This is a genomic window from Streptomyces sp. NPDC097619 (assembly GCF_040302735.1).
Taxonomy (GTDB): Bacteria; Actinomycetota; Actinomycetes; order Streptomycetales; family Streptomycetaceae; genus Streptomyces.
In genome coordinates this window covers 37,062-49,258 of record NZ_JBEOSD010000051.1, presented here as the reverse complement: position 1 = coordinate 49,258, position 12,197 = coordinate 37,062, and the positions used below count along the sequence as shown (strand labels likewise).

Here is a 12,197-nt window from a genome sequence, read left to right as displayed (position 1 = left end):
GGCACGTACCCGCTCCTCTCTCGTCTCGTCGGCGGCCGCGGCCACCACTTCCTCCGCCACCAGCCGCTCCAGGTGCCGCCCGTACTCCGTGACTCACGCCGCCTTGGCGGCGACGTCCGCCGCAGCGGCACGCCAGGCACGGACCGTGTCGAACCGCCGACCTTCAACCTGGGCCCGGAACTTGTCCTCCGCCATGTCGGCGAACGCCCAGTCGGTCATGCCGAACCGGGCGGCGGCGGCCGCGAAGTGGGCCGCGACCGCTCCGGCGACGGTGTCGAGGGCCCGCAGGTCCACGTCCTCCACCGGCATCGGCTCCGGCACTCCGAAGGTGACGTCCCGCTGCCTCTCGGCCAGGAGCACCAGGGCCCGCTCCACCACGTCGGAGGCGTGGTGCCAGCCGTCCGCGTAGTGGAGAAGCGCCACGACCGCTTCCACCGCGTGGCCGACGAAGGGGATAGGGGCGCCGACGGCGAGGGGGTTCCCGCCCCGCTCCCACTGGACGGAGGGGTCCGTCTGGCAGGTGCGGCACTCGATCAGGGATTCCGCGTGGTCCGCCGGATCCTCGTCCTCGCCGAGTACGCGGAGGTCTCCGCCCTCACCGTCGCCGACGGCGAGGTCGTGGCCGTCGTGCTCGGCAAGGACATCCTCCACCCTGCGGCCGTCGCGGACGGCGGCCAGGTGCCTGAGCAGGATCTCCTTGCCGCGCGCGGCGTCGCGGGCCCCAGCGTCAGGGTTCTCGACCACCGTGTGGGCCTCGTAGTCCTGCTCGACGTCCCATTCGGCCCGGTCGCCCAGCGGGTAGAGAGCCAGCCTCCACCAGCTCCCCGTCTCCCGGGCCAGCGCCGGGTGCCGGACCTGCTGACCGACCAGCTTCTCCAGCTCCGCGCCCAGCTCACCCCACGGCAGCTGGGGGTCGTTGATCCAGCCGTCGAGGTCATAGCCGGGGCGGTGTTCCACCGGGAGGTAGCCGCGCCCGACGCGGCGTACCGGGCGCAGGCCGCAGGCCGCGCCGTCGGCGGCTGCGATCTGGTAGAGCAGGTGGGTCGGCCCTTCCGTCGGGCAGTCGCTCCAGATGCTCGCGACGTACTCGGCGATGAGGTCGAGCGAGGCGGCGGTGAGGGTGTCGTCGTCCATGGCGTTCTCCTTGGTGCTGACGGGTCGTCTGCCGCCGGAGGGGTGGGTACCGACCACCCTCCCGACACAGAAAACATTACGGCAACAAGAGACAGCGGGGCCATGTCCGCCCCTTCAAGTCACCCAGACGGGCTACAGGTTCATACGTCGGCTCGACCAGGCCACCGGCAGGCCGTCCCCGCCCCACCACACCAGGCACACGAGGGGGCGGACCTCCACGCGGATCCTCGACCGCCGTCCCGGCCGGCCCGGACCACACGGCCAGCGTCCTCCGCGTTCCCGGCCACCAGGCCCAGTTCGTACGACGCGACCGTCGGAACGGCACCGGCAGAAGCAGCGAGGCCGGCCGCAGCGCGGCAGGCGGAGGCGGGCATCATCAGGGTCTCCTGTCCGACCGCTCGGCGGCCGGAGTGACCACGAGCGCTGCCGCGTGACGACGAAGGGGCCCGGCGCAAAGGCCGGGCCCCAGAGCTGTCGTTCAGAACACCAGGATGTGCGTGATCACGATCTGCGGCGGGACCTCGTCGCGGCTGATGACGTACTCGGCGATCCCGAGTTCGCCCTCGGGCCCGAGCGCGAGGCGGCGCTGCTGCGGCCGCCGCGGCGACGCCGTGCTCCCCGGGACCAGGCCGCCCATCTCCCCGATGGTGACCATCGCTGCCACGATCGCGCCGAAGACGTCCGGCGAAAGCGTCGGATCCATCATCAGCTGGGAGACGGTCTCGGACAGCACACACGGCAGGCTGTCGTCGTACGGATCAGTCAACGGGCAGTCCCGCCGCCCGGCGCCGCGCGACGAGTTCGTCCAGCGAGACGGTGGGCACCGTGCCGGCCAGCACCGCGTCAGCCCGCACGTCGGCCTCGGGGTCGGTATCGAGCATCGCCGCGCCCCACCAGCGCAGAAGCACGCCCTTGGCCTGCTCCGGCGTCGCGGCCAAAAGTTCGCGGTAGAACTCCATCCGCTGCGCACCGGACAGGGCGGCCGCGATCCCCTCCGCGTTGCGCGGCACCCGCTCGGGCTCGTGCTGGTGTATCGGCTGTGCGGTCATCGCCCGCCCCTTTCCCTCTGCCCCGAGTCTGCCTTGCCGACGCGGCTTCGGTCGACCGTCTGCTCAGGAATGCGCGCCTGCTTCTCGGCCGCGAAGTACGTGCTGGCGGCGGCATCGGTGTGCGCGTTGGTGTCGGCGAGCACTCCGGCGAGCCGGTAGATGGCTCCCTTGTCCGGGTCGCCGGAGTAGGTCACCTTCAGGACCCCATGCACGTGACGGATCGCGTGGTGAACGCTGAAGTAGCCGGGGCTGCGGGTGCAGCCCTTGAAGGTGCCGCGGTCAAGCTGTCCGAGCCCGCGGCGGACCAGTTCGAGCCTCGCCACGTCCACGGTCGGACGGTCGGCGGCCCGTTGAGCCTTGATGACGGTGTCCAGGATGCGGCGCATCGCGGGGTACACGGGGTTCCAGTGGTCGGCGATGTGCTGAGCCTGGTCGTCGCTGATGAACCGGGTGCGCACGCTGTCGATCGTGATCACGTCGTACCTCCTTGAGGGGTGGGCGGTCGGGGGCCCCAGCCGTGTCGGCACGGCTGGGGCGGGTGCCGTAGGCCGGTGATCAGGCGAGGGCCATGCTGTCGAGACGCATGTAGTGCTTGCGGACGGCAAGTGGGATGACGCGTCCGGCGGCGCCTTGGCGGTTCTTGGCGACGATCAGCTCGATTTCACCGGGCTTGACCGGCTGGTCGTCCTCGTCCCGCTCTTCGTGGAGCAAGAGGACGGCGTTGCTGTCCTGCTCGATGGCGCTGGACTCCTTGAAGTCCGACAGCAGCGGGCGGCGGCCGACGGCGCCTCGGTTGAACTGGCTCAGGGCGATGACCGGGGTGTCGAACTCCATGGCGATGACCTTCAGGCCCCGGCTGAGGGCGGCGACTTCCTGCGCTCGCACGGAGCTGGGTACGTCCGGGGTGAGGAGCTGGAGGTAGTCGACGAGGATGAGGGCCGGGGCGTTGCCCTGGGCGATCATGGTGCGGATCCGGGCACGGAGCCGAGAGAGGGTCAGGCCCGGGGTGTCGTCGAGGACGAAGTTCTTCGCGTTCTCCATCCGCTTCGACACCTTGGCGAGCTTGTCCCAGTCCCCTTCTTCGAGCTTGCGTTTGGTCAGCCGGTCCAGGGGGATCAGGGCTTCGGCCGCGGTCAGACGGGCAACGATCTCCTTGCCGCCCATCTCCATGCTGGCGACCAGCACCGGCCTGCCCAGGCGGAGGGCGACGTGCGCACCCCAGTTGAGCATCATGAGCGTCTTGCCGCCGCCTGTCGTGGCGCCGATGGTGATGAACATCGGGCCGGAGACGGTGAGGACCTCATCGAGGTCGTGCCAAGGGCTGGAGACCGCGTTGGGGTCGGCGCCGGCTTCGAGCTGGTCGATGAAGGATTCCCACCGGTCCGCGACGGAGAGCTTCACGGCCTCAGGGGTGCCGGTTACCAGGCTCTGGAGCGTGGTGGTGGTCGCGGCGACGGCCTCAGCGGTGGAAACCGAGGCGGAGTAGCCCATCTCGATGAGCCGGGTGCCCTCGGCGATCAGGCGCCGGTCCTCGTGCTTCTGCTTGATGATCTCGGCGTAGTAGGCGGCGTTCGCCGCGGTGGGTACGGACTGCACGAGGGTGTGGAGGTACGAGCTCCCGCCGATCTTGGAGAGCTCGCCACGCTGGTCGAGCGTGCGGCTCAGGACGATCGGGTCGACCTCCGTGCCCTGCCCGTACAGGTCGTGGATTGCACGGAAGATCGTCTCGTGTGACGGGCGGTAGAACTCGTGTCCCTTGAGGATCTCGATGACCTCGGCGATGGCCGCCTTCGAGAGGGTCATCCCGCCCAGGACAGCGACCTCGGCGTCGAGGTCGTGGGGCAGCTTCCTCTCGATGAGATCGCCGCTCGAACCGGCACGAAAGGTCTCAGGCACCGAGGTGGTGTCGTCAGCGGCTCTGCCGCGTGGGACCCTAGTCATCAGTTCTCTTCCTTCCTGAGGTTGAGTGCAGCGACGGCGGCCGGGTTTCTTCGCGGGAATCGGCCGCCGCTCGCGTTTCGCGTCCGTCAGCTTGCGACGGGAACCTGGGTGCAGGCGCATCGCACGCCAACGTCATCGGTCCAGCCAGACCCGAAGCAGTCCTTGCATCCAGGGTCCGGAGCACCAGCAGCCACCTGGCGCTGGCCAGGCACCTGGCGGCTCCGCTTTCGGCTCGTGTGACGAGGCAGTTCCTTGATCCGCTTCGTCAGCACCGACGGGAAGCTGTGAATCGCAGGACCACTCTGATCGGTCAGCTCGGCAACGAGTTCGTCATCGAGAGCCCATCCCTGAGCGTCGATCGCCTCAGCGAGCAGAGGAGCAAGCCTCTTGGCCGTGGGGCGGCCAGCGCTCCAGGGACGAGGAAGGTCCTGAAGGAACTCGTAGGCCTCTGCGACAGCCTCAGGCGAGGGCCGATTGTCGACGGAGTCGACTCCCTCCTCCACCTCCTGCGCCGCAGGCGCCCGATGAGACTCCTGTGACGTGAGGGGGTAGGGGGAGGGGGTTTCCACCCCCTCCGGGGGGTGTGGGGGGTGAGAGCCCAGCTTCCCGGAACCCGGAAAGTGGCTCTGACCTGCTGGAATGCGGCGCCGACCACGTTCCGGAACGCCTGATCCCGGTACTCCAGATCCCGGCTTCGGGGAAGTGGTCTGACCTGCGGAAACGGATCGCGTCTCCACCGCTTCCCCAGTTCCGGGAAGTGGTGCGGAGCCGACCACTTCCCGGGTTCCGGGAAGTGGTGAGATTGCAGCGGTTCCGGCGTGGTCAGGGTTGTCGCTCACGAACTCGTACACCTCGTACACGACGGCGCCTTTGCGGCCGCGGCCGTCCGGGTGCGGGAGGCGTACCCGGCGGATGAACCCGGCTTTGATGATCCGGCCGAAGGCTTCGTAGACGGAGTTTTTGCCGACCAGCTCCTTGGCGTTCTTCGTTGAGCGGATGCCCACTTCCTGAAGACGCTTCCAGATCATGGGGACGGTGACGTCCTCCCCGGCCGCGATAGCGAAGAGAACGTGCGTGAGCACGACGTAGTCGAGGGCGTGAACGAGCTGACCGCCGAAGGCCATCTCGCGGTACACCGGAACGGAGCGCGGACCGGTTCCGCGAACGATGGATGCGGTTGTGTCGATGATGGGGGTGTTGCTCACCGCTTCACCGTCCGAGTGGCGGTTGGCGGGAGCAGCCCCGGACCAATCTTGTGTTGCAACGTACGGTCCTGTCCGCTATGTGGCGACTGCCACCCCTGCGGACCACCGTTTTCCCTACCGGAGTCTTGACGGACCTTTGTAGAGTAGAAGGCGGCGCGTGGGGCTGCCCGGCGGGAACCGGGCGGCTTGCCTCACAGCTTTGTTGAAGCCCACTCGGAGTCTGGCGAGACGGGATCGAGTGGAGGTCGGTGGCCCGGGGGAAACCCCGGGCCGCTTGTCTTTGGGCCTAGCTGCCGACTGGCGGATGCTTTCGGGCCAACTCCCGAAGGAGTTCGGAGTAGGCCTCGCGGCGTTTGCCTCGGGGCTCTGCGAGACCCCTCTCCCAGCGGAATACCTGCTGGTGCCGTACTCCGATTGCCTCAGCAACCTGTGCCTGAGTGAAGCCGCCGGCCCTTCGGAGGCGCACGCGCTCAGAGATGGGCGGCAAGCTGTGGGGGGTGGAGAGCAGGGCGCGGATGCCCGCTACGGCGTCTGTGGTCATCTCACCTCCAACGGTGACCGATGAGAAAAAGGTACATGGAAAGGTAAGGGAAAAGGCGAAGTGGCAGCGGTTCGGCGGCCGTCTTCACCCGATCAGGTCAGCGAAATGATGTTTCGTCAGCTCAGGCCCACTGCGTACGCCGCAGTGGCGTCGTCGCGGACTTTGAACCGAGGCCACCGCGTGCCATCGCTGTCGGAGCGCTCTGCCGCGCGGACCCGGGTGAGGAGCCCAGAGGGTCCCTCCTGGTCGAGGAGCTCCAGCACCTGTTCCCATGTGGCCTCGTGGAAGAGGTCAGCCAAGCGACTTGCGCCGTCCGTGAGTAGCGCTGCGCGACGGAGTTCTCCACGTGGGACGCTGCCGGTGATTGCCTGAGCGGCCGCCTCCGGAAGGGTGGATGCCACCCAGTATCCGCCAGGCTGATTCCGCAATCCCCGTTGTCTCGCGACCAGTTCCGAGACGCGAGCTGCCCGCTCGGGCGTGCCTGCCCGGCCGGCCAAGGCGGCGGCAATCTCTGCCTTGGCGACGTCTTCTACTCGGGAGTCCGCCACGGCGGTGACGGATGTTCCGGTGTCCAGTACCAGTACCGAGTCGGAGAGGACGAGGTAGTCGAAGGCCTCCGGCCGCTCTCGCAGCATGACGACCGTTGCGGCTGGCACGGCCTCTTCGCCCAGCATGCATGTGCCCCGATGGAGGTCGTTGACCTCCTCGATCGCAGTCCGCAAGACGTCTTCGAGAGAGCGGTCGTGGTCGCCCCCGAGGGCAACGAGGCGGGTGCCGAGTTGATGGACCAGCCATGGCGTGCCGTGGATGCATGCCATGGGAAGATCCCTCGGTGCCGATAGGCCGTCCAGAACGGCGACGCAGCCAGGCAGCGCTGCGAAGGCGCCGTCTTCGTTCTCCTCGCCATCGCCCTTGGCCGATGCCATGGTGACCTGCACGGCACTACGCCCTTTCCGGGTGGTAGAAGGGCGTGATCTGCTGACTGCTCGTGATCTCTAGAGTCTCGGGGTCGAAGGTGCTCTCGATCAGGACCGAGAACCGCCGCGCCTTGAGAGTGCGATGCGCCGCTGCAAGCTCTTCGTTCAGCCAGTGGACGACCCCGCCAGAGCCGCGGGCATGGATCCCGGCGATGTAGAGGAAGCTTCCCTTCCCGTCAGGGCGAGGGAGCCGACCGAAGTACGCGACATCGGCATTGCCGCCGGAGTCCATGGGCGAGCGGTATGCCTTGCCCGTGTTGAGGTCGCGGAGGTACCAGCCGTCGACGTCCTTGTCGAAGCGCAGGTTCTCGTCGCTTTCCAGGATCTGCTCGATTAGCGGACTGAGGCGCGGCCCGCAGATGACTACCAGATTCGAACGGTTCAGTCGAACGTTGCCGCCCAAGGGGATGCGCTCGAAGCTGATCTCAAGCCCTACCTCCTCTGCGAGGAGGCGCAAGTGCTCGTACGTCTGCACATCCTCCGTGGCGATGACAGGGCCTTGTATCACCTTGTCCCTGCCGTCCGAGTCCTTCCCCGCTTCGAGCTTTTCGGCGAGGGCCACGATCACCTTGCCGCTACCCAGGAAAAGCCGCTCCGGCGGCGCCCCCTTGGCCAACTGGCTCACGCGGCCAGCGCTGATGTTGAGGGCTGCGGCAAGATCCTTGTTGTTGACCTGGCCCGTTCGCAGGGCCTCGTTCATGGCCTCGTTGCGGACAGTCTGGAACTGGCCCTCGTAGTCCTGGATGCGACCCACCGTCAGGTGGGCCGTGATCGCGCGCTGGAGCGGGTCGCTCAGTTCGCGCACCTCGGAGAGTGCGGCATCGAGCGCCGTGTCGAGCTTGTCGTCCACTGTGCGCCTCCCTTCTAAGGGTCATATTTAGCGCACTAAAGCCCACCCTTCAAGGTGGTTGACTCGCCGTGCGCTGCGACTTACAGTTTCGACAAGCGCAGAGTTTAGCTCACTAAAGACTGTGCTTGCGAAGGCTATAACTGCACGTCAGGTCACATTTCAGCACACCACAGCAGGCGTCACCGCTTCGGCGGCGGCAGTGGGGTTGAGCCCGCGCTCCCCCGGCCGAGGCGCCTGTACCGAATATCGCGCACCACCTGATCCATCCACAGCGCCGCTGCGCTGTCTGTCTGCCGAGGGCTGGCCGAGGCCGGGCTTGGCGCGGCAGAGAACGCAGCGACCCGCTCACCCATCAGGAGGTTCTGATGAGCCGTATTCGTCCCGGCCGGACCCGCACCCGGCGCAATAACCGTCGCCAGCCCCTGCGGCTGAGCTCGCTGGCCGCGCACGACTTCAATGTTCGCGTGGGTGAGCAGAGGTCGGTCGTCTGCCCGGACTGCCGGACGTGGCGCCGGATCATGGGCGACACCGACCTCAAGATTCGCGAGCACCAGGTCGCCGATCGCCTCGCCGACGGCGGGGAGCACTCGCTGTGTCCCGGCAGCAACCAGCCCGTCATCGTCGACATCGACGTGAGGCGGTGGCAGCTCCGCCAGGACCGGATGCTGCGTGACGCGATGCCGCCGGAGAACCGGCGCGGGACCCGCGGGTTCTGCAAGCCGGCTCCTCCTCCGGCACCGTCACCAGTCCACCTGATCGGTGTCAGCCGAGCCTGAGCACCTGCACCACGAACGACCGCGGCCGCCGCCAACCCGAATTGCCCGGGTTGACGGCGGCCGCGGCTGCTCGTACGGCAGCGGACTCCCGATCGGGAGTACACGGCGGGCCCAGGGATTGCGCCCCTGGGCCCGCCAGCAGCAGGTCACCTTCCAGAGAGGACGACCCACATGCACACCAGCATGGCACGCAGCATCACCCCGCCCGCCCTCAGGGCCGGGGTCCTCGATGACATGGAGCGCGAGGACAACCGGCGCGGCTTCGAGCGCGACGAGACGGACTCCTTCCACCAGCTCGTGGCTCAGCTCGTCGCCGACGGCGACCGTCGCGCCGACGTCGGCGGACGCCGCGCCCGTCGCACGCTCGCCGAGATGGCCCCGGACTACGTCCGTCCCCCGCTTTTGCTCCTGGTGCCCACGGCGGCTCCGGCCGTACCGGCGCGGTGACCGTCATGGACTGGCGCCACAACGCGGTCTGCCGCGAGGAAGACCCGGAGCTGTTCTTCCCCTTGGGGAACACCGGCCCCGCCCTGCTCCAGATCGAGGAGGCCAAGGCCGTCTGCCGCCGCTGCCCGGTCATGGACCACTGCCTCCAGTGGGCCTTCGTCGCCGGAGTGGACGAGGGAGTCTGGGGCGGCCTCTCCGAGGACGAGCGCCGCGCCATGAAGCGTCGCGCCGCCCGCAACCGCACCAAGAGCACCGCGGGTGCGGGCGGATGAGCGGCTGCGGGCACCCGGCGAAGCTGGTCACGGTGAACCGGGTCGGCGCGGACGGGAAGTCGTACGAGTCGGTGCAGCACGCGCCCTGCTCGTGCACGGTTCCGCAGAAGTGAGTCCCGCCGTGCCTGACGACCACTACCAGCGGTACATGGACGCCGCTGCCGCGCACCGCGAGCACGCCGCCACCTGCACCGCCTGCACGCAGGTCAAGCGCTGCAAGGCCGGCGAAGGCCTGTTCACGGCCTTCGCCAGGTTCCAGGACGCCTACAACGCCCGGCTCAAGCCACGGAAGTAGCCGCCGGGGCGGGCGACCGCCTGGTCCCGACCTCCCCTTCTTCTCGGTCGGCCGTCCTTTGGACGGCCGACCTCTCCACTCATGCCCGGAAGCCCCGGGCCCTGTCGCTGGAGATCCTCATGCCGCACACCATCCCGCTCAAGAGGCCGCTCGACGACGCCGGCCTGCCGACCCGGCAACTGACCGAGCCCGAGCTGCCCGCCTCCGTCACGGCCCCCGAGGGCGACGCCACGCCCTACCACCACCCCGCCTTCGTCCGGGTCGAGCCCGGCCACTTCGAGGGCGACCTCGTCTACTACTTCACGGGCTTCACCGGGCGCGAGTCCGAGCCCGCGGTGCTGACGGCCGCGTACGCGGACGAGACGCTCACCCACGCACAGGTCCGCGAGCTCAGCCGGCAGTACCGCTCCGCCGGGGTGCTCTGGTCCCATGCCCGGCTCTACCTGCTCGCCGTGCCCCTGCTGCACCAGGCCGTACCGGTGTGGAACGAGTGGACGGCCGCTCGTGACGAGCTGCGCATGGTCTTCAGCGAGTTCTGGACCACCGCCGACAGCAGGTGGAAGGCCCAGCTCCTCCGGCTGACCGATGCCGAGACCGCCGCGAAGCAGGCCGCCCGGAAGTGGGACGACATCGCTGTGCAGCTCGCCAAGCTCGCCGACGACCAGGTCCACGTCGCCGGATACGACAACGAGCTGCCCCTGAGCGACGTCGCGCAGGTGGCCGGCCTGGACATCCGCGGGTGGGACATCTGCCACGTCGACGAGTACACGCCGCCCTTCAACCGCCCGACGCCGCTGGTCTACGACCTCAACAGCGAGATCAAGCAGCAGCGCGAGCGTCTGACCGAGGTCGCCTCGCTGGCCGGCGACGTCGCGGCCAGCGCGTGAACAGTCCAAGGAGACAGAGCATGCAGCACGAGAAGTCCCTCACCCTCGGCCAGGGGATCATCCTCGGGGCCGCCGCACTGCCGATGCTGGCGGTCGGCGCCCTCGGAGGCTGGGGCACGTTCACCAACATCAAGACCCAGTTCCCCCAGGACGCCACCGCCCTGGGCGTGGTGGCCGCAGGCGAAGGGGCCACGCTCGTCCTGGCGCTCGTCATGGTCGGGCTGACCCTGCTCAGCCAGTCCTCCCCCGCGGTCGTGCGACTCGGGCTGTGGCTGTTGCCCGCCGCCGCGTCCGGCACCGGGGTGGTCGTCGCGGACGGCACCAAGGAGGCCGTCGTCTACGCCATCACGCCGATGGCGATGTGCGCCTCGGCGGAGGGCATCGGCCTGCTCGCCCGCCGGATCGTGATCTACACGACCGGCGTCGACATGGAGGCCCGGCGCCGCAACGCAGCCACGATGCGGCGCATGGCGGTCCTGCGGGCCCGCGCGGCGAACCACCCGTGGAAGAAGGCCCGCAAGCTGGCGGAACTGGCGTCCTGGAGGCTGGCCCGCAAGGTCGGAGTCGGCGACGACGAGCTCGGCGCCGACCTGGTGATGGTCCAGCGGGAACGGCTGACGGACGGCGCTAGTCACGCGCTGGCGGGCATGTTCACCACCGCCGCCGTCACGCCCGCCCTGACCGCATCCGTCACACCGGCACTCGGCCCCGTCACGGGACAGGGCGGGTCCGTCACGCCTGCCGTGCCGCACACCGTGACGGATCACGGAGCCGTCACGGCCGGGGCGGGAACCGTGACAGTTGCTGGCACGCAGGTCAGCGCCCCTGCCGGGGCAATTCCGTCACAGCACGCCGTCACGAAGACGCACCCCTCACGCGACGGCGTCACGGGGTCCGGGGAGGAGGCCGTGACGGATTCCGGCCCGGACGCCGGTTCCGTCACGGACGTGCCCGTCACGGAGGAGGAGCCGTCACGCTCGCCCGTCACGGCCCTGACGCTGGAGCAGGTCGCGGCCGTGGCAGGTGTGCCGGTCCCGCGCCCCGGTGAGCGGCTGTCCGACGCGCAACTCCTCGTCGTCCTGCGGCACCTGTGCTACCGCGAGGACCCCCCGCTGTCCTACCGGGCGGCTGTCCAGGCCTTCCGCGAGGCCGGGTTCATCGGCGGAGAGGAGCGCATCCGCGTCACCTGGCGCGAGCTCCCCCGCGACGTCGCCCGTACGGCCGACGGCGACGAGCCGGAGCCCAGCCACGCCCGCGGCGACGGCACGACGGACGACGAGGACGAGGAGGAGGTCGGGCCCCAGCCCTGACCCCTCCCTGCCCCAGCTTGAACCGGCCGGCACCACCGGCGATGACCCCCGGCACCTGCCGGACTGGCCATCGCCGCGACTGCCGGACGCAGTCGATGGCGACAGCAGAACCGGTCGAGCAGACCCGGTGAGCCACGCGGAGAGCGGCCTTGGCCGCAGACCCGCCCGCAGACCCGGCGAGCCAGCCCGGCGCGCGCCCGAACCACTGAACCACCCCGTACCGAGGGGATCCCGGCCCGCTTCCTACGGCCCGGCCGGAACCCCCTCTTCCTGCCCCTCAACACCTCAAGGAGCTGGCCCAGCATGGCCTTCTTCGGACTGATCGGCAACGACCGGCAGATGGCCGGTACCACCTACGACAAACGCGAGTCGGCGAGCGAGAAGGCGTCCAGGAAGCGGCGTGAGAACCACCGCCGCACTCTCACGGCCACGGCCCGGGAGGGCCAGGCGTGGGAGGACAGCGAGCGCCAGCGCCAGGACCACGGCGGCCGCCGCTCCTGGCGGCGCTGACCA

Annotated in this window: 16 protein-coding genes; 7 read left to right on the top strand and 9 right to left on the bottom strand. The window is 69.2% G+C overall.

Annotated features, from left to right (window positions below):
- Positions 1 to 93 precede the first annotated feature (93 nt).
- From ABTZ17_RS16645 to ABTZ17_RS16605, 9 genes are all read right to left on the bottom strand, one after another.
- Positions 94 to 1,134 carry a hypothetical protein gene (locus ABTZ17_RS16645; protein ID WP_352196346.1) on the bottom strand — a complete coding sequence of 347 codons (1,041 nt, stop codon included), beginning with the start codon at positions 1,132 to 1,134 and terminating at the stop codon, positions 94 to 96.
- Between the two features lie 478 nt (positions 1,135 to 1,612).
- Positions 1,613 to 1,900 (bottom strand): hypothetical protein, encoded by a 288-nt coding sequence (locus tag ABTZ17_RS16640; RefSeq protein ID WP_352196345.1) that lies wholly within the window; start codon positions 1,898 to 1,900, stop codon positions 1,613 to 1,615.
- A complete protein-coding gene (locus tag ABTZ17_RS16635) occupies positions 1,893 to 2,183 on the bottom strand; it encodes a hypothetical protein (RefSeq protein ID WP_352196344.1) in 291 nt (96 codons plus the stop codon). The genes ABTZ17_RS16640 and ABTZ17_RS16635 overlap by 8 nt, the downstream gene beginning before the upstream one ends.
- Positions 2,180 to 2,659: a hypothetical protein gene (locus tag ABTZ17_RS16630; RefSeq protein WP_352196343.1), complete on the bottom strand. Its 480-nt coding sequence runs from the start codon at positions 2,657 to 2,659 to the stop codon at positions 2,180 to 2,182. The genes ABTZ17_RS16635 and ABTZ17_RS16630 overlap by 4 nt, the downstream gene beginning before the upstream one ends.
- Positions 2,660 to 2,738: 79 nt before the next feature.
- Positions 2,739 to 4,079, bottom strand: a complete 1,341-nt coding sequence (locus ABTZ17_RS16625) for a replicative DNA helicase (protein WP_352196342.1) — start codon at positions 4,077 to 4,079, stop codon at positions 2,739 to 2,741.
- A 131-nt stretch (positions 4,080 to 4,210) separates the two neighbouring features.
- Positions 4,211 to 5,329, bottom strand: a complete 1,119-nt coding sequence (locus tag ABTZ17_RS16620; protein WP_352196341.1) for a hypothetical protein — start codon at positions 5,327 to 5,329, stop codon at positions 4,211 to 4,213.
- 286 nt (positions 5,330 to 5,615) lie between these two features.
- Complete coding sequence (locus tag ABTZ17_RS16615; protein ID WP_352196340.1) at positions 5,616 to 5,870, bottom strand: helix-turn-helix domain-containing protein; 255 nt, start codon at positions 5,868 to 5,870, stop codon at positions 5,616 to 5,618.
- Between the two features lie 116 nt (positions 5,871 to 5,986).
- Positions 5,987 to 6,808 carry an integrase gene (locus ABTZ17_RS16610; RefSeq protein WP_352196339.1) on the bottom strand — a complete coding sequence of 274 codons (822 nt, stop codon included), beginning with the start codon at positions 6,806 to 6,808 and terminating at the stop codon, positions 5,987 to 5,989.
- Positions 6,809 to 6,812: 4 nt separating this feature from the next.
- Positions 6,813 to 7,697 carry a sigma-70 family RNA polymerase sigma factor gene (locus ABTZ17_RS16605; protein WP_352196338.1) on the bottom strand — a complete coding sequence of 295 codons (885 nt, stop codon included), beginning with the start codon at positions 7,695 to 7,697 and terminating at the stop codon, positions 6,813 to 6,815.
- A gap of 464 nt (positions 7,698 to 8,161) precedes the next feature.
- Between ABTZ17_RS16605 and ABTZ17_RS16600 the strand changes: the two genes are divergently transcribed.
- The 7 genes from ABTZ17_RS16600 to ABTZ17_RS16570 all read left to right on the top strand — a co-directional run bounded on the left by ABTZ17_RS16600 (position 8,162) and on the right by ABTZ17_RS16570 (position 12,194).
- Positions 8,162 to 8,473 carry a hypothetical protein gene (locus ABTZ17_RS16600; RefSeq protein WP_352196337.1) on the top strand — a complete coding sequence of 104 codons (312 nt, stop codon included), beginning with the start codon at positions 8,162 to 8,164 and terminating at the stop codon, positions 8,471 to 8,473.
- Positions 8,474 to 8,644: 171 nt separating this feature from the next.
- On the top strand, positions 8,645 to 8,920 hold the full coding sequence (locus ABTZ17_RS16595) for a hypothetical protein (protein WP_352196336.1): 276 nt from the start codon (positions 8,645 to 8,647) through the stop codon (positions 8,918 to 8,920).
- A gap of 5 nt (positions 8,921 to 8,925) precedes the next feature.
- A complete protein-coding gene (locus ABTZ17_RS16590; protein WP_352196335.1) occupies positions 8,926 to 9,192 on the top strand; it encodes a WhiB family transcriptional regulator in 267 nt (88 codons plus the stop codon).
- A 121-nt stretch (positions 9,193 to 9,313) separates the two neighbouring features.
- Positions 9,314 to 9,487, top strand: a complete 174-nt coding sequence (locus tag ABTZ17_RS16585) for a hypothetical protein (RefSeq protein ID WP_352196334.1) — start codon at positions 9,314 to 9,316, stop codon at positions 9,485 to 9,487.
- 119 nt (positions 9,488 to 9,606) lie between these two features.
- The gene (locus ABTZ17_RS16580; RefSeq protein WP_352196333.1) at positions 9,607 to 10,374 is read left to right on the top strand and encodes a hypothetical protein; all 768 of its coding nucleotides are present in this window, start codon (positions 9,607 to 9,609) and stop codon (positions 10,372 to 10,374) included.
- A 20-nt stretch (positions 10,375 to 10,394) separates the two neighbouring features.
- A complete protein-coding gene (locus ABTZ17_RS16575; RefSeq protein WP_352196332.1) occupies positions 10,395 to 11,684 on the top strand; it encodes a hypothetical protein in 1,290 nt (429 codons plus the stop codon).
- A gap of 303 nt (positions 11,685 to 11,987) precedes the next feature.
- Positions 11,988 to 12,194 carry a hypothetical protein gene (locus tag ABTZ17_RS16570; protein ID WP_352196331.1) on the top strand — a complete coding sequence of 69 codons (207 nt, stop codon included), beginning with the start codon at positions 11,988 to 11,990 and terminating at the stop codon, positions 12,192 to 12,194.
- Positions 12,195 to 12,197 lie beyond the last annotated feature (3 nt).

Bases quoted from the DNA above. Each gene is read 5' to 3' on its own strand.
- ABTZ17_RS16615 (WP_352196340.1), bottom strand. From the start codon at position 5,870: ATGACCACAGACGCCGTAGCGGGCATCCGCGCCCTGCTCTCCACCCCC.
- ABTZ17_RS16635 (WP_352196344.1), bottom strand. From the start codon at position 2,183: ATGACCGCACAGCCGATACACCAGCACGAGCCCGAGCGGGTGCCGCGC.
- ABTZ17_RS16645 (WP_352196346.1), bottom strand. From the start codon at position 1,134: ATGGACGACGACACCCTCACCGCCGCCTCGCTCGACCTCATCGCCGAG.
- ABTZ17_RS16595 (WP_352196336.1), top strand. From the start codon at position 8,645: ATGCACACCAGCATGGCACGCAGCATCACCCCGCCCGCCCTCAGGGCC.
- ABTZ17_RS16580 (WP_352196333.1), top strand. From the start codon at position 9,607: ATGCCGCACACCATCCCGCTCAAGAGGCCGCTCGACGACGCCGGCCTG.
- ABTZ17_RS16570 (WP_352196331.1), top strand. From the start codon at position 11,988: ATGGCCTTCTTCGGACTGATCGGCAACGACCGGCAGATGGCCGGTACC.
- ABTZ17_RS16590 (WP_352196335.1), top strand. From the start codon at position 8,926: ATGGACTGGCGCCACAACGCGGTCTGCCGCGAGGAAGACCCGGAGCTG.
- ABTZ17_RS16575 (WP_352196332.1), top strand. From the start codon at position 10,395: ATGCAGCACGAGAAGTCCCTCACCCTCGGCCAGGGGATCATCCTCGGG.